Here is a 25,020-nt window from a genome sequence, read left to right as displayed (position 1 = left end):
CTAAAATATTTCAGCTTTTGGGAGAGACGAAAAAGGTCATGGCATTTTAGTACAACCATGACCTTTATCAATTACTCGTCATATTTCAAGTTGCATGTGCGTTGGCTGCGTTCAGTCACCCGAATCACTTACTTGAGTAAGCTCATCGGGATTCCTTCTCTTGCCGCCTTCCTGAAACTCGAATTATTTAGAGTATTAACCCTTAAAACACTTTCTTGAATGGCTTCACGCTAACGTGTTTATAGACGCCCGCCGCGAGGTAAGGATCGGCGTTGGCCCATGCTGTTGCCTCATCCAGCGATGTGAATTCGGCGATAATCACGGAGCCGCTAAAACCAGCCTGACCGGGATCGTCGCTGTCGATTGCAGGCAAAGGCCCTGCGGTAATCAATCGGCCCTGATCGCGTAATGCCTGTAAACGGGCAAGATGGTCCGGTCTGACCGACAGGCGTTTTGCTAATGAATCAACATTATCTTCAGCATAAATGACGTAGAACATAGCGACCTCACAGGTGGGAAAGTACCTTTACGTTTTGTGACTGGGTTGATACCCCAGCGGCCAAACGCTATCGGGTAAGAGAAACGTGTTTCTACCATCATACGTGATGTTGTTTGAAGACAATAGTGCGAGGACAATAGGTTGATTTGCCAGCGTAATCCCCCCACGACTTTGGTTTTTTTAACAATTCCACGGGTTGTTATTGAATATGATTGCTATTTGCATTTAAACTTGGGCGGCATAAGAGGATAAAGACAGACTATGCCGCAAAAAAAGTTTTTTTTGACCCGCCGCTACTCATGGCCATTCATACTTTCAGTAGGTTTTCACGGTTCACTGATTGCAGGTTTGTTGTACGCCTCGTTTAATCATTCAATCGAATTACCGCAGGAATCCAAGCCTATCAGCGTTGTGATGGTGAACCCAGCGGCCTATGAGGCGGCACCAACAGCCAAATCTGTTCCAGAGCCTGAGCCGATCAAGCAGCCCGAGCCCGAGCCGGAACCGATTCCAGAACCGGAGCCATTGCCGCAGCCGGTTCCGATGCCATTACCCGAACCCAAGCCTAAGCCGCCGAAACCTGAACCCAAGCCTGTGAAGAAGGTTGAGCAGCCGAAACCAGTTAAACGTGAGCCGACTGTTGAAAAACAGCCACCTTCGCCGTTTACCAGCGAAGAGCCGACGCGCAATGTGACGAATGCGCCAGTGAAACAGGCACCCGCGCCCGCAGCAAGCACGCAGTCAAGTGGGCCACGTCCGTTGAGCCGCGCACAGCCGCAGTATCCGGCGCGCGCGTTTTCCCTGCGCGTTGAAGGGCGGGTAAAAATGCAGTTTGATGTGGATGAGTCTGGACGTGTTGACAACGTGCGCGTGCTTTCTGCCGAGCCGCGTAATATGTTCGAACGCGATATCAAACAGGCCATGCGTAAATGGCGTTATGAAGCCGATAAGCCGGGCAAAGATTTGGTGGTGACCATCGTCTTTAACATTGACGGCGGGGCGGCAGTCGAATAATTCACGCTGATATGAAAAAAAACGGGGCGTCATCTGCAAAGATGACGCCCCGTTTTCGTTATGCCTTTATATCCGGTAACAACACATCAATTAACAAATTAAGTGCTTACGCTACCCGATATCACTCGCTTGGCGTGAAGTTGCTTTTACCTGCGGGCAGTTCGCGCGGATGGCCTTCTTCATCTACGGCGACATAGGTGAATAATGCTTCGGTAGCCCGATAGCGCTGACCAATCGGTTCAGAGGAGACTTTCTTCACCCACACTTCAACATTGACGTTGATAGAGCTACGGCCAGTACGTAAACAACGTGCATAGCAGCAAACCACATCGCCGACGGCGACAGGTTTTAAGAACGACATCCCATCAACCCGTACGGTAACGACACGCCCCTCGGCAATTTCTTTCGCCAGAATCGCGCCGCCGATGTCCATTTGCGACATCAACCAGCCGCCAAAAATATCCCCGTTCGCATTGGTATCAGCTGGCATTGCCAGCGTGCGGAGAACCAGTTCGCCCTGTGGTAACACGTTTTGTGTGCTCATTGTGTCTATCTCGCTTTGGCTATTGCTGTTGCTCGCTTTTTTCTTCTTCTGACTTTTCCTGATCGTTAGGCAAGTGACGATAGATATAAACGCCACAAATCAGCGTAAACAGCAGCGTCACGCCGGTCAGACCAAAGACTTTGAAATTAACCCAAACGTTTTGCGGTAACCAGAAAGCAATATAGATGTTAACCAGCCCACACACCAGAAAGAACATAGCCCAGGCGAAATTCAGTTTCCCCCAGACGGGTTGCGGCAAGGTTAACTCTTTACCCAGCATTTTCTGAATCAGGGTCTGTTTCATCACAAACTGGCTAACCAGCAGGGCAATGGCGAACAAACCGTAGATGATGGTGACTTTCCACTTGATAAACAGATCGTTATGGAATACCAACGTTAGCGAACCGAAAACGACGACCATGGCAAAGGTGACCAGCGTCATTTTCTCTATTTTACGGTACATCACCCAGGTGACCACGAGTGACAGGGCCGTTGCCGCAATCAGCGCACCCGATGCGATATAGATGTCATAAAGTTTATAGGCCGCAAAAAAAACGACCAACGGTATAAAATCAAGAAGTTGCTTCATTATGTCAATCCATCACTCAACAGTGTCGTAACCTTAACTCGCGAGAGTTATCCGATAGCTCATGCCATTATCCTTTATTGTCGAACACCATTCCCGAGATATTGTAATAATTTGCAGAAAATTACGATTGGGTTGATAGCGAACGGATATCAGGCGGAACCTATGCCACCAGAGCGATAGCATAGGCAGAGAGCGGCAGCTAAGCGCGCAGCAGCATATAAAGGCGGAACAGGTAAATGAGCAGGAGCGCGGAGATCAGGTTGCCTAAGCCGTTCAGAACCACGCCGAGCACGGTCGGTGAGGAAATCGGTAACTTCGACACGATCAACAAAATAGCGATTTTAGCCAGTAGCCACATCACGATGGCAGGCGCGGTTGCACGCAGGTTACCGTAAGCCAGTTTAGTACTCACTTTAATCGCGTTGAAAATTCCGCTTTTTTCCGTGACGACAATCACGGGTGATAAACTCAGCGCAATAGCCAGCAGTACGCCAGGGATGACCAGAAGCATCATGCCAAGTTGAATGAGCAGGGTGCACAGCAGGATCAGGATAAGCAAACGCAGTAAAAAAGGTGCCGATGCGCCAATTGCTCGCAGTGCACTGGTGCGCTGTCCGTCAGAAACCAGCTGGATCAGCATCAGAACCCCGCCCGTCAGCAGCGCATTGCCCGCTAACGCAGCAAAGGTGCCTGCTGCTGACATTTTCAGTAACACGGTTTGTTGTTCCGGTGTCATCTGCTGAATCATATCCATCAAGCCAGCTTCGACAGAAGATGACAGATCGCTGCTGGAACTACTCAGAATCTGTAACTCGTCTCCAGAAGGCGATAGTGCATGATTCAGTATGACAGTAATGAATGCCGTCAACAGTGACAGCATTAAGATGCTGATGAACTGGTTGCGGGTGAAATTCATCGTGTCACGGTACAACGTGTTAGCCGTGATAGGCATGCAGGCTCCTTGAAAAAGATAAATCGACAGAGAGAACTTAACTCCCAATTGTAACCTGTTAATTCGCGCTGTGGCACCCCGTCAACGATGTTTCGCCTCACTAATGAGGTCAGTGTGGCATGGCTACTCATCGTGGCGCTTATCGTCACCTGTGGCGTATTTGATGCCTTGCGATACTATTGATCTGGATCAATTTCATGAAATTTAATCAGTTAGTGATAAATGATTTCGTTCAATTTGGGCGTAAAATCTTTAAAAGATGTGATCTGGCTTAAAACAAGAATACCTACTTAGGGGTATATTTCGCTCGAAATTTAAACCCTATAAATGGAGTGGGTAATGAAAAAGACATCTTTCTTATTGTTGGCAGCGGCGCTCATGCCTGCATTGACACAGGCTCATCAAGCGGGTGATTTCATTGTTCGGGCGGGATCGGCAACCGTACGACCGGTTGAAAGCTCCGATAACGTGCTGGGTAGCTTGGGATCCTTTCAGGTGAATAACAATACGCAACTGGGTCTGACTTTCAGCTACATGGTGACGGATAATATTGGGGTTGAATTGCTGGCCGCTACGCCGTTTAACCATAAAGTCGGCTTACAAAGCACGGGGACAATCGCAGAAGTGAAACACCTGCCGCCGTCTCTGGTGGCACAGTACTACTTTGGTGATAAAGAAGATAAATTGCGCCCGTATTTGGGCGTTGGCCTGAATTACACCCTGTTCTTCGATGAGAAATTTAATGATACGGGGAAAAGTGCAGGGCTGAGCGATCTGAGCCTGAAAAATTCTTGGGGTGTTGCTGCACAAGCGGGCTTGGATTACAACCTGGATAAAAATTGGTTGGTAAACATGTCCGTGTGGTGGATGGATATTGATACCGATGTGAAATTTAAAGCCGGGAACAATCAGCAAAGTATCCATACTACGCTTGATCCATGGGTCTTTATGTTTGGCTTAGGCTATCGCTTCTGATTGTGATTGTTAATGTAGTTTGATGAATAAAAAATTTCCGGGAGAAATTTTTAACGTTGCATTAGCAACGGCCCGTAAGGGTGGCGGCTAGGGATGGCACGCCATAAAAAACGGCGACGTAAATAACGTTGCCGTTTTGATAGACAGGAAATAACAAACTAATAAAGAAACGCTATTTTTATTACAGCAATTATCTAGATAGCGTTAGCCCTTAGAAACTGTATTGTACACCAACGCGGTAGCGAGTCTGACGCTCGTCCGTTGTTGTGCTGCCAACAACGTTGCCGACTTCAGCGTAAGGAGTCCAGTTTTTGTCATATTTATACGCTAATTTAACGTTGTGAGTCAGGCCATAGTTGTCGTTGTCAGCAATGTAGCCAACAGAACCGGCTTTAGTTTTCTTGTCGTATTCAAATTCGTATTCAACCACAAAGTTCGCTGGCAGTTTGTAACCCAATGTACTGGTGATGGTGTAGCCTTTCATATCTGAAGGGGCTGAAGTACCAATGCTGTCACTTTTGCGCAGGTAGGATGCACGGTAGCGCAGGCCATAGTACAGGGAATCGGTAATGTTGGCCGTTCCTTTGATATATGGACGGTAGTTGTTGTTGTCAGAAGTGGAAACCATATTTAAGCCAGCTTCCAAACCAAAGGTTTTATCGAATTTGTACAGGTAGCTGGCAGTGACTTCAGTACCGTTGCTGACCGTTTCGTTATAGGGTTTATTTGGCGTATTGTCTTTACCTGACTGTTTCCACGTGGCTTCCATTGACAGGCCAAAACCGTTATCAAAACGGTGGGACATCAGCAGACGATCTTTATGATCGTTCTTTGCCGTATCCTTCATTTCATGGCGATAGTCAATCGTTACAGCCATAGAGCTTAAGCTGATTAAAGAAGTTACCATCATCGTCAATATTTTAACTTTCATTTTATTATCCCAAGTCAAAGAGAATTATTATTTAAAAACGCGCTGCCACTTTTGTTCAGCGGTTCCATTCTATTTATTATTTCTTACAGTAATGTGAACAAGATCGTTAAAAAGAGAAAATTTAAAATGATCTCATTTCTGTGATTGTCTTCGTATTTTATTGGTGGGATTTATGCGGTTTAAAAAATAATGGTTATTTGATTTATTTCTTTGATGTGAAATTAAATAATTATTTCAATTGGAAAACATTGCTTACAATTATAATAAATCAGACATTGAATAATAATTGAAATTATTAATATTTAATCAAATGAGAAATAATTTGAAACATTATTCGGCGCGCGATAGGACTTGTATGAAGCACAAATCGCGCACCTGAAACGTGTTATGAACGCGTAGCGGCTTTCATTTCACTTACAAAGGCGTGTAACTCTGACAGCATGACGTCGGGCTGGTTCAGATTTTTTTCGATAATCCGTACGATCGCGGAGCCAGAAATGGCACCCGCTGCGCCTGAGGCTAGCGTTTCCCGTACTTGAGCGGGATCGGAAATACCAAATCCTTGTAACGGCGGGGCAGCATGATACGCATTCAGTTTGGCAACCAGATGATTCAACGGCAACTGTGCGCGCTTTTCTGCCCCAGTCACGCCCGCCCGTGAGACTAAATAGGTGTAGCCACGGCCATAAGAAGCGATCTCGCGCAGCAGTTCATCATCAGCATTAGGCGGACAGATAAAAATGGGGGCAATGCCGTGTCGCAGCGCCGCCGTACGGAACGGCGCAGATTCCTCCACCGGCACATCTGCCACCAAAACTGAATCGACGCCAACCTGCGCGCAGCGCTGATAAAATTCATCAATACCGTTGCTGAAGACCAGATTGGCATACATCAGCAGGCCAATCGGGATTTCTGGATATTTCTGACGTATGGCTGCCAGCATGTCGAAGCATTGGTCCGGCGTGACGCCTGCGGCAAAGGCGCGCAGATTGGCATCCTGAATGGTCGGGCCATCCGCCAACGGGTCAGAGAAGGGCACGCCCAGCTCCAACGCATCGGCACCGGCCGCAATCAGCGTGTCGATAATTTTCAGGGACTGCTCGGGAGAGGGATCGCCCAGCGTAACAAAAGGAACGAACGCGCCTTCCTTTTTCTCTGACAGGCGGTTAAATAACGGTTGATAGCGTTCCATTAGATTTCTCCCCGATCTTTCAAAATATCGTGCACAGTAAAGATGTCTTTATCACCGCGGCCGGACAGGTTGACCACCAGCAGTTGCTCCTTCTCTGGCTCCGCTTTGATCATCTTCAAGGCGTGTGCCAGCGCGTGGGAGGATTCCAGTGCGGGAATAATCCCTTCACCGCGGCAGAGTGCTTTGAAAGCATCCAACGCTTCATCATCGGTAACCGAGACATAGTCGGCACGACCAATGCTGTTCAGATGGGCGTGCTGCGGCCCTACGGACGGGAAATCCAGCCCGGCGGAAATCGAGTAAGACTCTTCAATTTGTCCGTCGGACGTTTGCATCATCGGGGACTTCATGCCGAAATAAATACCCACGCGGCCGTGTTTTAACGGTGCGCCGTGCTGCCCGGATTCAATACCCAAGCCACCAGGTTCAACGCCGATCAAACGGACGGTAGTATCGTCGATGAAATCAGCGAACATCCCAATCGCGTTAGAGCCACCGCCGACACAGGCTAATACCGCATCCGGCAAGCGACCTTCTTTTTCCAGAATCTGCGCTTTGGTTTCCTCACCAATCATGCGTTGAAACTCACGCACGATAGTTGGATAAGGATGCGGACCAGCCGCTGTTCCCAGCAGATAGTGTGCTGTTTCATAGCTGCCAGACCAGTCACGCAGCGCTTCGTTGCAGGCATCTTTCAGCGTGGAAGAACCGCTGTGAACCGGAATCACTTCCGCCCCCATCAAACGCATGCGGAACACGTTCGGCGACTGGCGCTCAACGTCTTTTGCACCCATATAAACGCGGCATTTCAGGCCGAGCAGGGCGCAAGCCAGCGCCGTTGCGACACCGTGTTGGCCCGCCCCCGTTTCGGCGATGATTTCGCTTTTACCCATGCGCTTAGCCAGTAGAGCCTGTCCGAGCACCTGATTGGTTTTGTGCGCACCGCCGTGCAGTAAATCTTCACGCTTCAGGTACAGCTTGGTTTTCGTCCCAGCAGTCAGGTTTTGACACAAGGTTAACGCTGTTGGGCGACCCGCATAGTTTTTCAGCAGATCGGTAAATTCGGCCTGAAATTCAGGATCTTTTTGTGCACTGACGAAAGCCTCTTCCAACTGGCGTAACGCCGGGATGAGGATCTGCGGAACAAATTGTCCGCCGAATTCACCGAAGTAAGGGTTGAGTAATGTCATAATTTTCCCGTCTGTTTTAGTGTTGCGGCTGACGTAATGTCGCAAAAACCGCAGCAATTTTATGTGAGTCTTTTTTTCCCGGTTCGCTTTCGACCCCGGAATTGAAATCCAGTCCTGCGCAACCTTGCTGTGCCGCCAGTGCGCAATTATCGCTATTCAGGCCACCGGCCAACAGCACGTTATCCAATGACTGATTCGCCAGCAGCGACCAATTAAAGGTTTTACCGCTGCCGCCCTGACCGTTGTCAAACACGTAGCGATCGACGTGGGTAAAATTGCGTTCTGGCAGCACATCCGCGATGCTTAATGCTTTCCAAATCTGGCAGGTCGCGGGTAATTGCTGACGTAACCGGTCGATGGTCTGTTGATCTTCATCACCGTGCAGTTGAACGGCCGCTAACCCTAACTGCGTTGTGATAGCAACGATGTGTTCGACGGGCGCATTGCGGAAAACACCGACATAGCGCAGTGGGGCGCCTGTCATAACGTCGGCGGCTTGTTTGGCGTCAACATAGCGTGGGGAGCTGGCGACGAAGATTAAACCGCCGTAGAGCGCACCCGCTTGATAGGCGGCCTGTGCATCTGCTGCGCGCGTCAGGCCGCAGACTTTGTTCTCGCCTAGGATAACGCGGCGTACTGCGCCGTTCAGATCCGGCTCAGACATCAGCGAACTGCCGATCAGGAAGCCCTGAGCAAAGGCGCTGAGTTCACGAATCTGTGCCTGGCAGTTGATACCGGATTCACTGATCACGGTGACGCCAGCAGGCAGACGCGGTGCGAGTGTTCGGGTACGGTTGAGGTCAATCGAGAGATCGCGCAGGTCGCGGTTGTTGATCCCAACGACGCGTGCTTCGAGCTGAATCGCCCGCAGCAGCTCTTCTTCATTACTGACTTCTGTCAACACGCCCAGCTTCAGGCTGTGCGCCACCTCGGCCAGTTGCTGATACTGCTCGTCGTCCAGCACGGACAACATCAGCAGAATGGCATCGGCCTGATAGTAGCGAGCCAGATAGATCTGATAAGGCGAAATAATAAAGTCTTTGCACAGCACCGGCTGATGTACTGCTGCGCTAACCTGCGGCAGAAAGGCAAAATCGCCCTGAAAATACTTTTCGTCAGTCAAAACGGAAATAGCAGACGCGTAATCTTTATAGACCTGAGCTATCGCTACCGGGTCGAAATCATCGCGAATCAATCCCTTCGACGGTGAAGCCTTTTTGCATTCAAGAATAAAGGCGGGCTTATCCTGTTTCAGCGCCTGATAAAAGTCGCGCTGGCTGGGAACGATCTCATGCTGAAAAGAGGCCAGCGGCTGTGCTTTTTCTCGTTCCGCAACCCAAAGCGCTTTATCACGCACAATTTTATGTAATACGGTTTCCTGCATGGTTCCATTATCCTCTGGCGGACAGGGCGATAACGCGCTGATAAGCCTGTCCACTATGAATGACTTCAAGCGCCTGTTGCGCATTTTGGCGCAGATCTTCTTGTCCGAATAATCTCAGGAGCAGCGCAACGTTGGCGGCAACCGCGGCGGCGTGCGCACGTTCACCTTTACCTTGTAGCAGTGACGCGAGAATGTCACGATTTTCTTCTGGCGTACCGCCTTGTAATGCCGATAGCGGATACGCATCCAGCCCGAAATCGCGGTGCGTCAGTTCGTAGGTTTCGATCTCGCCATTGTTCAACTCAGCAACCTGCGTCGGTGCATGAAGCGCGACTTCATCCATCCCGCCGCCGTGTACGACGGCAGCACGTTGGTAGCCCAGCACCTTCAGCGTTTCGGCGATAGGGCGAACTAATTCGGGGCTATACACGCCAATCAGCGCCAGAGGGGGGCGAGCGGGGTTAACCAACGGCCCCAGCACGTTGAAGACGGTGCGCGTTTTGAGCTGCTGACGAACTGGCATGGCATGACGGAAGCCCAGATGGTATTGCGGAGCAAACAGGAAACACACGCCCAGATCGTCCAGCGCCTGACGGGAATCCTGTGCGCTCATATCCAGCTTAATGCCGAAAGCGGAGAGCAAGTCTGAGGAACCGGAGCGGCTGGATACGCTGCGGTTGCCGTGCTTGGCGATTTTCAGGCCACAGCTGGCAGCAACGAAGGCACTGGCCGTCGAAATGTTGATGCTGTTAGTACCGTCTCCGCCTGTGCCGACGATATCGGCAAATAAATAGTCAGGGCGGGGGAACGGCTGCGCATCGGCCAGCAGAGCCGTGGCAGCACCGGCGATCTCATCGGGATGTTCGCCGCGCACTTTCATACTAATCAACGCCGCTGCCAGCTGGCTGGCTTCCAGTTCACCACGAATAATGGCACCAAACAGCGCCTGACTTTCCTGACGGCTGATAGGGTTCGCGCCGTATAATTTTTCCAGTATGTGTTGCATGGTCATGACATCCTGAGCTGTAGACGGTTCCCGGCTCTTAGAAGACTGTTGTGTAGAAGACAATTGCATAATCGTATCCCTCATTAAGCCAGTGCCCAGTCCAGCGTTTGTTCCAGCAGTCGAGCGCCGTGCGTGGTCAGAATCGACTCAGGATGGAATTGAAAACCGCAGACGCGATCCGCATCGTTTCGCACGGCCATGACCATCGTGTTGAAGTGTGCGTTGACGGTCAGCGTTGACGGAATGTTGCTGCCGACCAACGAGTGGTAGCGGGCAACGGGCAATGGATGCGGTAAACCGCTAAACATACCGCTGGCATCGTGGTCGATGGCAGACGCTTTGCCGTGCAGGATTTCGCCTGCCTGACCAACATGGCCGCCGTAGGCTTCCACGATGGCCTGATGGCCGAGGCAAATGCCGATAATCGGCAACTGACCGCGTAAACGTTGCAGCAGTTCAGGCATACAACCCGCTTCGGCTGGCGTGCCGGGGCCGGGAGAGAGCATCAGGATCGGTTTTTCCATTTGCTGTAAGCGCGCGATGATGACGTCGGCAGGCAGATGGTTGCGGTAAATCACGACCTGATGACCGCTGGCACGCAGTTGATCCACCAGGTTGTAGGTGAATGAATCGATATTATCGAGCAGCAGGATGTCAGCCATCAGAAAATCTCCTTTGCATGGTGCGCGCTGGCAATGGCTCGCAGTACGGCTCGGGCTTTATTACGTGTTTCGTCGGCTTCGGCCTGAGGGTTAGAATCCAGCACCACGCCCGCACCGGCCTGAACGGTGGCAATACCGTCTTCGACATAGGCGGAGCGGATAACGATGCAGGTGTCCAGATCGCCGTGCGCGGTGAAGTAGCCGACGGCGCCGCCGTAGCTGCCGCGCCGGGTTTTCTCACTTTCGGCAATCAGCTGCATGGCCCGGACTTTCGGTGCGCCGCTCAGCGTGCCCATGTTCATGCAGGCACGGTAGGCGTGCAGCACATCTAAATCTTCACGCAGCGTACCAACGACACGGGAGACCAGATGCATGACAAAGGAATAGCGGTCAACTTTGGTCAGATCAGCAACGTAACGGCTGCCCGGCTGACAGATGCGCGCCAGATCGTTACGAGCTAAATCGACCAGCATCAAATGCTCAGCCAATTCTTTATGGTCGGTACGCATTTCCAACTCAATACGGCTATCGAGATCGCGATCCAGCGAGCCATCGGCACGACGACCGCGCGGGCGAGTACCGGCAATGGGGTAGATTTCAATTTGACGGCTGTCGGCATCGTATTTCAGTGAGCTTTCCGGCGAGGCACCGAACAACGTGAAGTCCTGATCCTGCATGTAAAACATGTAAGGGCTGGGATTGCTATCCTTCAGCGTTTGGTAGGCGGCCAGCGGTGAAGGACAAGGCAGAGAGAAACGGCGCGACGGCACGACCTGGAAAATTTCACCGATACGGATAGCTTCTTGCATCTGACTGACGACGTCACCGAAGGCTTCATCGCTCTGGTTGCAGCTCAGCGTCATGTCTTCGATGGACTGACGCGGCAGCGCAGGCGCTGGCTGGGTGAGCTGAAGTTGTAGCTGTTCCAGACGCTGTTGCAGACGCTGCTTTTCGCTTTGGTTCGGTGTAAACAGGCTGGCTTGTAGCGCGGTTACACGTTTTTGGTGGTCAAGCACCAGCAGCGTTTCTGCCAGATAGAAGCAAAAATCCGGGCAACGCTGCTGCTGGCTCAGCGCGGGTAGTTCTTCAAACCCCGCGACCAGATCGTAGGCGAACAGGCCGCCGAGGAACATGGCTTCACGTTCGTCTGTCGGGCAGGCAACCAGCGTCAGAATCTGGCGTAAGGCATCAAACACGGACAGCGAGCGCAGGCGAGCATCTTCGTCCTGCATCGCATCTGCCAGCGGGAAGGTGAGTTCACGGCCATTCGGACGCGGCTGATTGGTAATTTCTACTGGCAACGCGGCATCCAGAAGCGGCAGAAGGCTGGCGCCGTTTGCCGTGAGTGCCTGAATGGAAACGTGTTGGCCCAGTGCGGTGATGCGCAGCGCGCTATCTACGATTAACAGGCTTTTCAGGTTTTCCTTACTGTCGATTTCAGCCGACTCTAACAGCAACGTTGCCGGTCTGGCACCGCAGAGCTGATGGAAGATGGCGCTGGGGTCGTTACGGTAAACGGCCTCGGTACGCAGCAGTTCCAGTTTAGGTTGTGTTGTTTGCATTCTTGCTACCCGTTTAATGTTGTGCCCATCAAATAAAAAGCCCGCTTAGTTAAGCGGGCCTGGGAATATCTGCATGTGTGATAACAGCGATGCGTGATTAGTCCACCCGCGATAGGGAAGAGCGCCACCAACCATGCTTCATCATTTTCTGCGTTGCCATTATCATCATCTCACTGTTTGTATTCTGATTACTGTCTGTGTACCGAACTTGTGTACTAGTTAACGGGTTCGGCGATAAAATGTCAACACCTTCAATAGGATTATTTTATTACTCAGGGAAACGGCGGGCATTACCATTTACGCCCTATTGATGGCATCATGCGGTCTTCGCATTATTCTTGTTAATGGATAGGCTTGTGCCAGAAGATTCTCAACCGATATCGTCGTTCCCACTTTATGATTTGCATAGCCATACCACGGCATCTGATGGCCTTTTAACGCCGACAGCGCTGGTCAGTCGCGCGGTAGACATGCGGGTGAGCGTGCTGGCGATTACCGATCACGACACGACGGCTGGGCTTGACGAAGCGCAGAATGCGATTGCACAGCAGGGGTTGCCGCTGAGGTTGATTCCCGGCGTGGAGATCTCCACGCTGTGGGAAAACCATGAGATCCATATTGTCGGATTAGGGATGGATAGTGCACACCCAGCGTTAACGGGTTTGCTGCAACAGCAGGCGGCGTGTCGGCAAAATCGGGCGGAACAGATTGCGACTCGTCTGGAAAAAAACCGCATTCCCGATGCGCTGGCTGGCGCACAGCGTCTGGCGACGGGAGGACAGATTACACGAGCGCATTTTGCGCGTTACCTGATCGAACTGGGCATCGCGGCGAATATGAATCAGGTGTTCAAAAAATATCTGGCGAAAGGCAAAATCGGTTACGTGCCACCGCAGTGGTGCACCATCCCGCAAGCGATTGAGGCGATTCATCAATCCGGCGGTGTGTCGGTGTTGGCGCATCCGGGGCGCTACGACTTGACGGCCAAATGGTTAAAGCGTCTGCTAGCTACCTTCGCAGAAAGCAGCGGGATCGCGATGGAAGTGGCGCAATGCCAACAGGCACCTGATGAGCGCACGCAGTTGGGACGCTATGCGCGCGACTTCAACCTGATGGCGTCGCAAGGATCGGATTTCCACCTGCCATGCGCCTGGATTGAGCTAGGTCGCAAGCTGTGGCTACCGGCCGATGTCGAACCTGTTTGGCACCATCCGCTATTGGTGAAGGCTGGCAGCGCATAGTCGCGTTGATGCGATGGATCTCTTTTGGAAATAACAAATTCATGGAATAACAATCTTTTACCGCCAACACGTTCTATAATAATCCTATTGCACGATGACGCGGGTTGAAATACACAACGCCGCGCAATGTCAGACGTATGAGGTAGGGTCATGAGCCAGTTTTTTTATATTCACCCACAGAATCCGCAGCCGCGATTGATCAATCAGTCGGTGGAATTTTTGCATAAAGGTGGGGTGATTGTTTATCCAACGGATTCCGGTTACGCGTTGGGCTGTATGTTGGGCGAAAAGAACGCGCTGGAACGCATCTGCCGGATTCGCGATCTGGGTAGCGATCATAACTTCACGCTGATGTGTCGCGATCTGTCTGAACTCTCGACATATGCCCATGTTGATAACTCGGCTTTCCGGTTGATTAAAAATAATACGCCGGGTAATTACACGTTTATTCTGAAAGCGACGAAAGAGGTGCCTCGCCGCTTAATGAATGAAAAGCGTAAAACCATCGGCCTGCGCGTGCCGTCTAACCCTATCGCACTGGAGCTGCTGGCTGCGCTGAATGAGCCGTTGATGTCGACCACGCTGATGCTGCCAGGAAATGATTTTGCCGAATCCGATCCAGAAGAAATTCAGGATAGATTGGGAAAACGGGTGGATTTGATTATTCATGGCGGCTCGCTGGGTCAACAGCCGACGACGGTTATCGACTTGACCGAGTCCGTGCCGCGCGTCGCCCGTGAAGGCACTGGTGATGTCACGCCGTTTCTATAAGTGCAGCGACGAGCGGTAACAATGGGAATACAAATGGCGCGAAGATCGGTATAATCGCGCCAGTTTTTAATACGATGAACGATTTTTACGTACACACGATTTTTACGTACATTCAATTTTTACGTAACGGCTGAATTTTATCAGCAGTTATGACTCCCCCCGACGCCTGGGAAGGCGACACTAGAGGTTGCTCAATGAGCGAAAAGTTACAAAAAGTTCTGGCGCGCGCCGGACATGGTTCACGCCGCGAAATTGAAGGTATCATTCAGGCTGGACGCGTCAGCGTTGACGGTAAGATTGCCACTCTGGGCGATCGCGTTGAAGTGACGAAAGCCACCAAAATCCGTATCGATGGTCATGTGGTTACCGTTAAGGAAACCGAAGAGTCCGTGTGCCGCGTACTGATGTACTATAAACCGGAAGGTGAGTTGTGCACCCGTAACGATCCTGATGGCCGCCCGACGGTATTTGACCGTCTACCAAAAATTCAGGGCTCTCGCTGGGTTGCCGTAGGGCGTCTGGACGTGAACACCTCCGGTCTGCTGCTGTTCACGACCGACGGTGAGTTAGCCAATCGCCTGATGCACCCCAGCCGTGAAGTTGAGCGCGAATATGCCGTGCGGGTCTTCGGTGTCGTTGACGATGAAAAGATCAAACAGCTGAGTAAAGGTGTACAGCTGGAAGACGGTCCTGCATCGTTCCGTACTATCCGCTATCAGGGCGGTGAAGGTCTGAACCAGTGGTATAACGTGACGCTGACCGAAGGGCGCAACCGTGAAGTTCGCCGTCTGTGGGAAGCGGTTGGCGTGCAGGTTAGCCGCCTGATTCGCGTGCGCTACGGTGATATTACGCTGCCGAAAGGTATTCCACGCGGTGGCTGGACAGAAATGCCACTGGAACAGCTGAACTATCTGCGTGAATTAGTGCAACTTCCGGCAGAAACGGTATCGAAACTGCCAGTTGAGCGCGAACGCCGCCGAGTGAAGGCGAACCAGATCCGCCGTGCGGTAAAACGTCACAGCCAGATCAACAGCGCTCCGGCGCGCCGTACCTCGCCAAAGCCTAAGCGCAACGGATAATCTTCTCTCTATACGCTTCACGGGCAGTTTTCGCTGCCCGTTTTCATTTCGCTTTGCTTATCAACAATGAAAAACTAACGGCTACCAGTCAATACCTTGCTGCGCCTGAATTCCGCTATCAAACGCATGTTTTACCGGACGCATTTCCGTCACGGTATCCGCCATTTCCAGCAAGTCACGATGGCAACCTCGTCCGGTAATAATGACCGTCTGACTGGCAGGGCGCTGTTTTAATGCAGTGACAACGTCACTTAAATCCAGATAATCATAGCTAATCATATACGTCAGTTCATCCAACACGACCAGGTCGAGCTGTGGATCGGCCAACATGCGTTTGCCATGCTGCCAGACGTGCTGTGCCGCTTCGGTATCCGTCTGGCGATTCTGTGTATCCCAGGTAAAGCCCGTCGCCATGACTTGAAATTCCACGCCGTGCTGTTGCAGCAGGTTCTTCTCACCGTTTGGCCATTCGCCTTTAATAAACTGGATCACGCCCGCCCGTAATCCGTGGCCTATCGCTCGCGTGACGGTACCAAACGCCGCTGTGGTTTTTCCTTTCCCGTTACCGGTGAAGACGATCAGGATACCGCGCGTTTCATTCGCGGCGGCAATGCGGGCGTCGACCTTTTCTTTCAGGCGCTGTTGGCGTTGCTGGTGGCGTTCATCGCTCATCGTGCGGCTCTTCTCTATTATTCGGCTAGACCGGCTTTTCTGCCCGGCTGTGCGTCAAAACTCATCCCCGTCTTGCGGCGACTGTCATCGCCCATCAGGTAGAGATACAGTGGCATAATATCTGCTGGCGTTTTTAGTCTCATCGGATCTTCGTTAGGGAAGGCTGACGCACGCATTCCCGTACGCGTTCCGCCAGGATTAATACAGTTCACCCGCAGATTGTGTGAACGATACTCTTCAGCCAGCACTTGCATCAAACCTTCTGTCGCGAACTTGGAGACGGAATAGGCTCCCCAGCCGGCACGACCTTCGCGGCCCACGCTGGAACTGGTGAAAACCAGAGAAGAGCAAGGTGATTTCAATAACAGCGGCAGCAGCGCCTGCGTTAGCATAAAGGTTGCGTTGACGTTGACCTGCATAACCTGATGCCAGATCTCCGGCGTTTGCTGTGTGATAGGGGCGATTTCCCCAAGTAATCCGGCGTTGTGAAGAACGCCATCCAGGTGCGGCACAATCTGAGCCAATTCGTCAGCCAGTTGAAAGCATTGTGCGGAGGATAAAGCCAGCATATCGCAAACAACCACGTGCGCTGGTGTGCCGTGATCCTGCTCGATCTGCTGTTTAACCGACTGAAGTTTACTTTCTGTCCGTCCGAATAAGATAACGTGTGCGCCGTAGCGGGCGTAGGTCAGCGCAGCTTCCCGACCAATGCCGTCGCCCGCACCGGTGACCAGAATGATGCGGTTTTGCAGTAAATCGATTTTAGGTTGGTAATGCACAATGAATTCCTCTTGCCGTGGCGCAGAACAGCCACGCTTCAGATAATAGACCTGCCATCGCGTGTCGGCACGACGATATGCGTCAGTCGTGCCGATCGGAACGTCAGATAACGGCGCATCCGAGCAGGGTGAATGGGGGTGTTATGCCTCAAATGTCGACTGTTTTCAATGAGACTGCCTCTATTTATCCCCGTGCTGTTGTAAAAAGCAGCATTAGGCTTAAAAACCGCAGGAATAACATCGCCATATTGCGTGCCATCAGTTAGGTTATAGGAAGGGAATGGCGCTCGACGTCAACGCCATGGTTGGTGAGTAAACCAACATTAATTAATACGCAGTCAATGAGGACGGTGTTTGTGGAATTACTTTCTCTGTACGGTTTATTCCTGGCTAAGGTACTCACCATCGTGGTGGCGATTGGTGCGTTAGTCGTTCTGGCATTCGGGATGACGCAGCGTAAACGCCCACATAAAGGTGAGTTGCAGGTCACGAATCTAGGTGAACAATATCAGGAAATGCAGCGCGAAATGCAGACTGCCTGTATGAGCGACACCGAGCGTAAGCTGTTATCTAAACAAGAAAAGAAGCAAGAAAAAGAAACCGCGAAGCAAGATAAACAACGCGCCAAACGTGGCGAAGAGAAAAATGTTAAGCCGTGCCTGTATGTGCTCGATTTCAACGGCAGTATGGATGCGGGCGAAGTCAGTTCGCTGCGTGAAGAGATCTCTGCCGTGCTCGCCGTGGCGAAACCGAAAGATGAGGTATTGCTGCGTCTAGAAAGCCCAGGCGGAGTGGTGCACGGTTATGGATTGGCTGCCTCGCAATTGCAGCGTTTACGCCAGGGCGGCGTGCGTTTGACGGTCTCCGTGGATAAAGTGGCTGCCAGCGGCGGATATATGATGGCCTGCGTGGCTGACCGCATCGTAGCGGCGCCGTTTGCGATTCTAGGGTCTATTGGCGTTGTGGCACAAATCCCCAATTTCCACCGTTTGCTGAAAAACAAAGACATTGATGTTGAGCTGCACACCGCGGGTGAATTCAAACGTACGCTGACGCTGTTTGGTGAGAATACCGAACAAGGCCGTGAGAAATTCCGCGAAGATCTGAATGTCACACATACGCTGTTTAAGGATTTTGTGCAGCAGATGCGCCCTTCGCTGGATATTGATTCGGTAGCGACGGGAGAACACTGGTTTGGTACTCAGGCGAAAGATCTGGGGTTGATTGACGTTATCGGCACCAGTGACGATCTGCTGATTGCTGAAATGGCCAGTCATGAAGTGTTAAGCGTTCGCTATACACGGCGTAAACGCCTGCTGGATCGTCTGACGGGCAGCGCAGGCGATACCGCAGAACGACTGATGTTGCGCTGGTGGCAACGTGGTTCAAAACCCCTGCTGTAATTGCTATTCCCGTCATACTTCAAGCTGCTTGTGCGTTGGCTGCCCTTACTCACCCCAGTCACTTACTTGTGTAAGCTCCTGGGGATTCGCTCGGTTGCCGCCTTCACGCAACTCGAATTATTTAGGGTCTATATGACTGGTACTGCATTATCAAATGCCCGCAAATTTGCGGGCATTCGTTTTTAATCGATCAAGTCGTATTTTTCGGATAAAACATGCGCAAGATGCTTGAACATGTTAAATACCGCGGTGCTTTTTAAGGTTGGTATTCCGTTCTCATCGAGAAAAAACTCACCGCGAAAAACCAGCACGCCGTTTTTTTGTTCTACGCTATCAGCGACCATGCCATGCAAATAATCATCGTGATGTTTAATGATGTCATTGGCTTCAATTAATAAGCTCTGGCGGTCAATAGGACGCTTTTCTTCGTTAACCTGATGTTCATGTGACATGATTGTTACTCCTGTACTCACCCTTGAAAAAGGGGGCGTTGCACTCTATCAACAAGGCTATTTCTAAAATCAACACAGCGATTTCAACACGCAATGCGGTTATTTCAACTGTTGCATCAAGAGGAAGGGTACTGCGATACGGTTTCAGCGTAAAGCGTAGATTATGATGCAAATGGACTACATTTTAGGTGCTTACCTGCCGATATTCAGTGTGGCGGGAAGCGGATAAAACCGCGTTTCCATGCTAATTAGGTTGCGTGGCAGTATTTATCAGGTAGAGTGTGGGATTTTGCGCAGTCAGTAGAATCCGCTCTGGATGCCCCGAAAAATATCTGATTTTCAGAAGAATTCAGCAGGTAATAGTACATATGGGTAAAGCTCTCGTTATCGTCGAGTCCCCGGCAAAAGCCAAAACGATCAATAAGTATTTAGGCAATGACTACGTGGTGAAATCCAGCGTCGGTCATGTGCGCGATCTGCCGACGAGTGGCTCAGTCAGTAAAAAGAGCGCGGACTCAACGACTAAAGATAAAACGAAAAAGAAAGTCAAAAAGGATGAGAAATCCGCGCTAGTTAATCGTATGGGCGTCGACCCTTATCATGGCTGGAAAGCCAACTACGAAATACTGCCGGGTAAGGAGAAGGTTGTCTCCGAATTAAAAATGCTGGCGGAAAATGCTGACCACATCTATCTCGCAACCGACCTTGACCGCGAAGGGGAAGCCATTGCCTGGCACCTGCGGGAAATCATTGGTGGTGACGATCAGCGTTTCAGCCGCGTGGTGTTTAACGAAATCACGAAGAATGCCATTAAACAGGCGTTTGAAAAACCCGACACGTTGAATATTGACCGCGTGAATGCCCAGCAGGCACGTCGATTTATGGATCGCGTGGTGGGTTACATGGTTTCTCCGCTGCTGTGGAAAAAAATCGCCCGTGGTCTGTCCGCTGGGCGCGTACAGTCGGTTGCGGTACGCCTGATTGTCGATCGCGAGCGTGAAATCAAAGCGTTCGTGCCGGAAGAATATTGGGAACTGCACGCTGATTTGCTGGCAGGCAGCGATATTCAACTGCAAATGCAGGTGACACACCACAACGGCAAGCCGTTTAAACCGGTTAATAAAGAACAAACGCATGCGGCGGTCAGTCTGCTTGAGCACGCGCGTTATGTGGTTGCCGATCGTGAAGATAAGCCGACCAGTAGCAAACCGGGCGCACCGTTCATCACCTCCACGCTGCAACAGGCTGCCAGTACACGCCTTGGCTTCGGCGTGAAAAAGACCATGATGATGGCGCAGCGTCTGTACGAAGCGGGCTACATTACCTACATGCGTACCGACTCAACGAACCTCAGTCAGGATGCCTTGACGATGGTGCGTGGCTATATTGGTGAAGAGTTCGGCAAGCGCTATCTGCCGGAGTCAGCAAACCTTTACAGCAGCAAAGAAAACTCGCAGGAAGCGCACGAAGCGATTCGCCCTTCCGATGTTGGCGTGCTGGCTGACAACCTGAAAGATATGGAAGCCGATGCACAGAAGCTGTATCAGCTGATTTGGCGTCAGTTTGTCGCCTGTCAAATGACACCGGCGCAATACGATTCCACCACGTTAATCGTGGAAGCTGCTGATTATCAGTTGCGTGCCAAAGGTCGTACGCTGCGTTTCGATGGTTGGACGAAAGTCATGCCTGCGCTGCGTAAAAATGATGAAGATCGCACGTTGCCGACGGTGGCAGTGGGCGAAGCGCTGTCGTTGCAGAAGCTGCTGCCAGGGCAACATTTTACTAAACCACCGGCACGTTACAGCGATGCCTCTCTGGTTAAAGAGCTGGAAAAACGCGGGATTGGCCGTCCATCTACCTATGCTTCTATTATTTCCACCATTCAAGATCGCGGCTACGTTCGAGTGGAAAACCGCCGTTTCTATGCCGAAAAAATGGGTGAAATCGTTACCGATCGACTGGAAGAAAACTTCCGCGAATTGATGAATTACGATTTCACCGCTCGGATGGAAAGTCGCCTCGATCAGGTCGCCAATAATCAGGCGGAATGGAAAGCGGTACTGGATGAATTCTTCAACGAATTTAGCCAGCAGTTGGAAAAGGCTGAACAGGATCCTGAAGAAGGCGGAATGCGCCCCAATGCGATGGTGTTAACCAGCATTGATTGCCCAACCTGCTCTCGTCAAATGGGGATTCGTACTGCCAGTACTGGGGTGTTCCTGGGCTGTTCCGGCTATGCACTTCCACCGAAAGAGCGCTGTAAGACCACGATCAACCTGATACCGGAAACCGAAGTGCTGAACGTGTTGGAAGGTGATGATGCCGAAACCAACGCGCTGCGTGCTCGGCGTCGCTGTGAAAAATGTGGTACGGCGATGGACAGCTACCTGATTGATAATCAGCGTAAGCTGCACGTTTGCGGAAATAACCCCGCCTGTGACGGATATGAGATCGAATCCGGTGAGTTCCGCATTAAAGGCTATGATGGGCCGATTGTTGAGTGCGAGAAATGTGGCTCCGAGATGCACCTCAAAATGGGGCGCTTCGGTAAATACATGGCGTGCACCGGCGAGACGTGTAGTAACACGCGTAAGATCCTGCGTAATGGCGATGTCGCGCCACCGAAAGAAGATCCGGTGCCGTTGCCTGAGTTGCCTTGCGAGAAGTCTGATGCCTATTTCGTATTACGTGATGGCGCAGCAGGGGTCTTCCTTGCCGCTAATACGTTCCCGAAATCTCGTGAAACGCGGGCACCGCTGGTAGAAGAACTGGTCCGATTCAAGGATCGTTTACCGGAAAAACTGCGCTATCTGGCGGAAGCGCCTGTGGTCGATAAAGACGGCAACAAAACGCAGGTGCGTTTCAGCCGTAAGACCAAACAGCAATATGTCTCGTCAGAGAAAGACGGCAAGGCAACGGGCTGGTCAGCGTTTTACATTGATGACAAATGGGTTGAAGGGAAGAAGTAACCTCTTTCAGTAACCCTACACATAACTGGGTTATGTGTAAGAGAGCGCTACATCAAGCCAGCCGCAAGGCTGGCTTTTTTGATCGCAGGAAATATCTAAATAAAACAGATGCATGAAGATTGTCCCGCAGTAGCATGAGGATTGTTGATCCGTGATAGAGAATGATGCGGTTTACCTCGGTGATAATCGCATGCACCGCATTCTTTATCGCTGCCGCCATGCAGAAATGGTTATATAAAAATAGTTTTTATGATTAAATGACATTAATTGATGGAAATATGCGCCAGGCGGTTAAGACGCAATCAAAATCAATAAAACGGAACGTCGTCAGAACGTTGTGAGATGCCACGTGCACACTTCAATTGGGAATGGGATAAATTATGAAACTACAACAGCTTCGTTATATTGTTGAAGTTGTTAATCACAACCTGAATGTGTCTTCTACCGCAGAAGGGTTGTACACCTCACAGCCAGGGATCAGTAAACAGGTCCGCATGCTGGAGGATGAGTTGGGCATTCAGATTTTTGCCCGTAGTGGAAAACACCTGACACAGGTGACACCCGCCGGACAGGAAGTCATCCGCATTGCGCGTGAAGTGTTGTCGAAAGTCGATGCCATCAAAGCGGTTGCCGGAGAGCATACCTATCCCGATAAAGGGTCGTTGTATGTCGCGACCACGCACACGCAGGCGCGTTACGCGCTGCCAAGCGTCATTAAAGGTTTCATCGATCGCTATCCTCGCGTGTCGCTGCACATGCATCAGGGCTCACCGACACAGATTGCTGAAGCCGTTGCGAAAGGATCTGCGGATTTTGCTATTGCGACCGAAGCACTGCATTTGTACGACGATCTGATCATGCTGCCGTGCTACCACTGGAATCGCGCGGTGGTGGTAAAACCGGATCACCCGCTGGCGTCCAAAACCGATATTACTATCGAAGAACTGGCCGCTTATCCCATCGTTACCTATACCTTTGGTTTTACGGGGCGCTCCGAGCTGGATACCGCGTTTAACCGCGCTGGCCTTACACCGCGTATCGTCTTTACCGCAACGGATGCCGATGTGATTAAGACCTACGTGCGTTTAGGATTGGGTGTCGGGGTGATTGCGAATATGGCGGTCGATCCGGAGATAGAAACCGATCTGGTGACCATCAATGCGAACAGCATCTTCAGCTACAGCACGACGAAAATTGGCTTCCGCCGCAGCACGTTCCTGCGCAGCTACATGTACGATTTCATCCAGCGCTTTGCGCCGCATTTAACGCGCGATGTCGTCGATTCTGCCGTTGCGCTACGTTCAAATGATGAAATTGAGGTAATGTTCAAAGATGTGACGCTGCCAGTGAAGTAAGCGTTACCAGACGTGCATGAGCACTAACGTAAAAAAGCCAGACAGTGTCTGGCTTTTTGTCATCTGGCGATCACTCACTCTTCACCAATAACACTTCACACAATCATTTCCGTAAAGTGTTCTGCCCGGTTATCAGGCAGAGGCGGTCGTCGTGACGGCGTCTGCAGGGGTGTCGGTGACATCCTGCGTCATACGCGTCAGTTTCGGCGCGGTCAACAGCATCAGAACGGCGATGATGCCCGTGACGATACCAATCTGCATGAAGACATTGCTATAAATCTCAAGAGACGCGTGCGGGTCTACGACATTCTCAGGCACGGCCATCATATTCGCAACGTAGCCTGCGATAATGGCGGCACCGGCTGACGTCAGGAACCAGGCACCCATAATGAAGCCCATCAGGCGCTGTGGTACCAGTTGAGCGACCATCGCCAGACCCAGGCCGGAAATCATCAACTCTCCAATACTTTGCAGGCCATAGCAGAGGATCAGCCAGTTGACGGACACGATACCCTGTTCGTTTGCCATGCTGGCACCCCATGGCAGCACCAAAAACGCGCCGGAGCACAGCACCATACCCACCGCAAATTTGTGCGCCATCGGCAGTTGGTCGCCCATTTTGTTGTAAACCGCAGCCAGAATCGGGCTGGCAACCATGATCCAGAACGGGTTGAGCGCCTGATACTGCTCTGGCTCAAAGGTAAAACCTAAAATGGCGTGTTCAACGTTGCGAATAGCAAAGAAGTTCAGCGATGTTGGCATTTGGTTGTACAGCACAAAGAAGACAACGGCTTCCAGCATCAGCAGAAGGGCGACAATCATTTTCCGGCGTTCTGCACCGCTCACTGCCAGCATCTCTTTGATGAAGATGGCGACAACGGCTAGGGAAATAAGCGTCAGAATCCAACGTGCGACGCTCTGGTTGTGCAGCAGCCAGGTGGAAAGTGCGACCAGTGCGACAATACCTGCGAGCGTGACAGCGAGTTTCTGCAGATTGATTGGTTGGAAATCTGGCTGAGAACCTTGTGTACTGACCCACTTGCGGCAGAACATAAAGTTAACCAGCGTCAGCATCATACCCACGACGCTTAGGGAGAAGGCCACGCTCCAGCCATAGTTTGCGGCAAGCACGGGTGTAGCCAGCATAGAGAAGAAGGAGCCGATGTTCACCGCCATATAGTACATGGTGAAAGCACCATCCAGGCGCGGATCGTCTTTTGCATAGCTGGTAGACAGCAGGGCTGACGGGTTGGCTTTAAACAATCCGTTGCCGACGGCAATGGTAGCCATACCGATATACACCCACGTCACGCTGTGGCCTGAGTAGGCAATCATGGTGTAACCGATCGCCAGCACGATGGCACCCAGCACGATCACACGCTTGGTGCCGAGGACGTTGTCACCCAACCAGCCGCCAATGGCGACAAACCCGTAGACCAGCGCACTGAATGAGGAGAAGAGAGTAATGGAGTCGGTTTCCGACATGCCCAGCATTTTGACCAGATAAACTGCCATAATACCTTGCAGGCCGTAGTAACCAAAACGCTCCCACAGCTCGATGCTAAAGATGAGATAAAACGCTTTTGGTTGTTTGAAGGCGTTCATGCTGACGCTTTCGGGGGATTCGCTGTTGTTGTTTGCTGTTGACACAAGGACCTCTGATTTTACCTATCTCGTTTTTTTAACGAGAAAATAACAAGAGTGAAACAGTGAAACTGCAACCTCTTTTGACTAGTTATGGTGAGGAAAAACGGCGCTATATTGACGTGATTTTACGGACAGACAAGCTTTTTTACATA

Annotated in this window: 23 protein-coding genes and 1 other annotated feature; of the genes, 8 read left to right on the top strand and 15 right to left on the bottom strand. The window is 51.3% G+C overall.

All coding sequences use genetic code 11. From position 1 onward, the window contains the following. Window positions 1-202: 202 nt before the first annotated feature. Complete coding sequence (locus DMB82_RS10980; RefSeq protein WP_102117618.1) at window positions 203-499, bottom strand: YciI family protein; 297 nt, start codon at window positions 497-499, stop codon at window positions 203-205. A 261-nt stretch (window positions 500-760) separates the two neighbouring features. Here DMB82_RS10980 and tonB point away from each other — a divergent pair, with 261 nt between their 5' ends. Then, a complete protein-coding gene (tonB, locus tag DMB82_RS10975) occupies window positions 761-1,513 on the top strand; it encodes a TonB system transport protein TonB (protein WP_102117619.1) in 753 nt (250 codons plus the stop codon). A gap of 121 nt (window positions 1,514-1,634) precedes the next feature. Here the strand turns inward: tonB and yciA are convergent, their stop codons facing one another. The 3 genes from yciA to DMB82_RS10960 form a co-directional block, all read right to left on the bottom strand. Next, window positions 1,635-2,057 (bottom strand): acyl-CoA thioester hydrolase YciA, encoded by a 423-nt coding sequence (gene yciA, locus DMB82_RS10970; RefSeq protein WP_010275288.1) that lies wholly within the window; start codon window positions 2,055-2,057, stop codon window positions 1,635-1,637. Window positions 2,058-2,076: 19 nt separating this feature from the next. After that, entirely contained in the window at window positions 2,077-2,646 is a 570-nt protein-coding gene (locus DMB82_RS10965; RefSeq protein WP_095699426.1) for a septation protein A, read from the bottom strand. A 199-nt stretch (window positions 2,647-2,845) separates the two neighbouring features. Then, on the bottom strand, window positions 2,846-3,598 hold the full coding sequence (locus DMB82_RS10960; protein ID WP_102117620.1) for a YciC family protein: 753 nt from the start codon (window positions 3,596-3,598) through the stop codon (window positions 2,846-2,848). A gap of 339 nt (window positions 3,599-3,937) precedes the next feature. Here DMB82_RS10960 and ompW point away from each other — a divergent pair, with 339 nt between their 5' ends. Next, a complete protein-coding gene (ompW, locus tag DMB82_RS10955; protein ID WP_116155225.1) occupies window positions 3,938-4,573 on the top strand; it encodes an outer membrane protein OmpW in 636 nt (211 codons plus the stop codon). Between the two features lie 211 nt (window positions 4,574-4,784). Here ompW and DMB82_RS10950 read toward each other — a convergent pair whose 3' ends face one another. The 7 genes from DMB82_RS10950 to DMB82_RS10920 all read right to left on the bottom strand — a co-directional run bounded on the left by DMB82_RS10950 (window position 4,785) and on the right by DMB82_RS10920 (window position 12,500). After that, on the bottom strand, window positions 4,785-5,504 hold the full coding sequence (locus tag DMB82_RS10950; RefSeq protein WP_116162266.1) for an oligogalacturonate-specific porin KdgM family protein: 720 nt from the start codon (window positions 5,502-5,504) through the stop codon (window positions 4,785-4,787). A 385-nt stretch (window positions 5,505-5,889) separates the two neighbouring features. Beyond that, entirely contained in the window at window positions 5,890-6,696 is an 807-nt protein-coding gene (gene trpA, locus DMB82_RS10945) for a tryptophan synthase subunit alpha (protein WP_102117623.1), read from the bottom strand. Then, a complete protein-coding gene (gene trpB / locus DMB82_RS10940; RefSeq protein ID WP_189645114.1) occupies window positions 6,696-7,889 on the bottom strand; it encodes a tryptophan synthase subunit beta in 1,194 nt (397 codons plus the stop codon). Before trpB ends, trpA begins: the two co-directional genes overlap by 1 nt. A 13-nt stretch (window positions 7,890-7,902) precedes the next feature. Further along, window positions 7,903-9,270, bottom strand: coding sequence for a bifunctional indole-3-glycerol-phosphate synthase TrpC/phosphoribosylanthranilate isomerase TrpF (gene trpCF / locus DMB82_RS10935; RefSeq protein WP_116162264.1), 1,368 nt, complete (start codon window positions 9,268-9,270; stop codon window positions 7,903-7,905). Between the two features lie 7 nt (window positions 9,271-9,277). Next, the gene (trpD, locus tag DMB82_RS10930) at window positions 9,278-10,276 is read right to left on the bottom strand and encodes an anthranilate phosphoribosyltransferase (RefSeq protein WP_095699431.1); all 999 of its coding nucleotides are present in this window, start codon (window positions 10,274-10,276) and stop codon (window positions 9,278-9,280) included. Between the two features lie 83 nt (window positions 10,277-10,359). After that, entirely contained in the window at window positions 10,360-10,938 is a 579-nt protein-coding gene (locus DMB82_RS10925; protein WP_010275261.1) for a glutamine amidotransferase-related protein, read from the bottom strand. Beyond that, on the bottom strand, window positions 10,938-12,500 hold the full coding sequence (locus DMB82_RS10920; RefSeq protein ID WP_109225184.1) for an anthranilate synthase component 1: 1,563 nt from the start codon (window positions 12,498-12,500) through the stop codon (window positions 10,938-10,940). Before DMB82_RS10920 ends, DMB82_RS10925 begins: the two co-directional genes overlap by 1 nt. A gap of 31 nt (window positions 12,501-12,531) precedes the next feature. Then, window positions 12,532-12,636: a sequence feature (Trp leader region), on the bottom strand. A gap of 220 nt (window positions 12,637-12,856) precedes the next feature. Between DMB82_RS10920 and rnm the strand changes: the two genes are divergently transcribed. From rnm to rluB, 3 genes are all read left to right on the top strand, one after another. Next, the gene (gene rnm, locus DMB82_RS10915; protein WP_116162262.1) at window positions 12,857-13,741 is read left to right on the top strand and encodes an RNase RNM; all 885 of its coding nucleotides are present in this window, start codon (window positions 12,857-12,859) and stop codon (window positions 13,739-13,741) included. A gap of 150 nt (window positions 13,742-13,891) precedes the next feature. Further along, window positions 13,892-14,512 (top strand): L-threonylcarbamoyladenylate synthase, encoded by a 621-nt coding sequence (locus DMB82_RS10910; protein WP_102117629.1) that lies wholly within the window; start codon window positions 13,892-13,894, stop codon window positions 14,510-14,512. A 194-nt stretch (window positions 14,513-14,706) separates the two neighbouring features. Then, entirely contained in the window at window positions 14,707-15,591 is an 885-nt protein-coding gene (gene rluB, locus DMB82_RS10905; protein WP_102117630.1) for a 23S rRNA pseudouridine(2605) synthase RluB, read from the top strand. Between the two features lie 81 nt (window positions 15,592-15,672). On the opposite strand, the gene cobO is transcribed toward rluB, so the two are convergent. Both cobO and DMB82_RS10895 read right to left on the bottom strand, forming a co-directional pair. Further along, window positions 15,673-16,263, bottom strand: coding sequence for a cob(I)yrinic acid a,c-diamide adenosyltransferase (gene cobO / locus DMB82_RS10900; RefSeq protein WP_102117631.1), 591 nt, complete (start codon window positions 16,261-16,263; stop codon window positions 15,673-15,675). Window positions 16,264-16,280: 17 nt separating this feature from the next. Then, complete coding sequence (locus DMB82_RS10895) at window positions 16,281-17,042, bottom strand: YciK family oxidoreductase (RefSeq protein ID WP_102117678.1); 762 nt, start codon at window positions 17,040-17,042, stop codon at window positions 16,281-16,283. 356 nt (window positions 17,043-17,398) lie between these two features. On the opposite strand from DMB82_RS10895, the gene sohB reads away from it, so the two are divergent. Beyond that, window positions 17,399-18,445 carry a protease SohB gene (gene sohB / locus DMB82_RS10890; protein WP_102117679.1) on the top strand — a complete coding sequence of 349 codons (1,047 nt, stop codon included), beginning with the start codon at window positions 17,399-17,401 and terminating at the stop codon, window positions 18,443-18,445. 182 nt (window positions 18,446-18,627) lie between these two features. Here the strand turns inward: sohB and DMB82_RS10885 are convergent, their stop codons facing one another. Continuing rightward, window positions 18,628-18,897 carry a YciN family protein gene (locus DMB82_RS10885; protein ID WP_102117632.1) on the bottom strand — a complete coding sequence of 90 codons (270 nt, stop codon included), beginning with the start codon at window positions 18,895-18,897 and terminating at the stop codon, window positions 18,628-18,630. Window positions 18,898-19,265: 368 nt separating this feature from the next. On the opposite strand from DMB82_RS10885, the gene topA reads away from it, so the two are divergent. Both topA and cysB read left to right on the top strand, forming a co-directional pair. Next, the gene (gene topA / locus DMB82_RS10880) at window positions 19,266-21,866 is read left to right on the top strand and encodes a type I DNA topoisomerase (RefSeq protein ID WP_102117633.1); all 2,601 of its coding nucleotides are present in this window, start codon (window positions 19,266-19,268) and stop codon (window positions 21,864-21,866) included. Window positions 21,867-22,246: 380 nt separating this feature from the next. Next, entirely contained in the window at window positions 22,247-23,221 is a 975-nt protein-coding gene (gene cysB, locus DMB82_RS10875) for an HTH-type transcriptional regulator CysB (RefSeq protein ID WP_116162260.1), read from the top strand. A 132-nt stretch (window positions 23,222-23,353) separates the two neighbouring features. On the opposite strand, the gene dtpA is transcribed toward cysB, so the two are convergent. Next, the gene (gene dtpA / locus DMB82_RS10870) at window positions 23,354-24,871 is read right to left on the bottom strand and encodes a dipeptide/tripeptide permease DtpA (RefSeq protein ID WP_102117635.1); all 1,518 of its coding nucleotides are present in this window, start codon (window positions 24,869-24,871) and stop codon (window positions 23,354-23,356) included. Window positions 24,872-25,020 lie beyond the last annotated feature (149 nt).

This window comes from Pectobacterium aquaticum (assembly GCF_003382565.3).
GTDB classification, from domain to species: Bacteria; Pseudomonadota; Gammaproteobacteria; order Enterobacterales; family Enterobacteriaceae; genus Pectobacterium; species Pectobacterium aquaticum.
The sequence above is the reverse complement of the archived record's forward strand: the minus strand, read 5'-3'. Positions and strand labels throughout refer to the sequence as shown.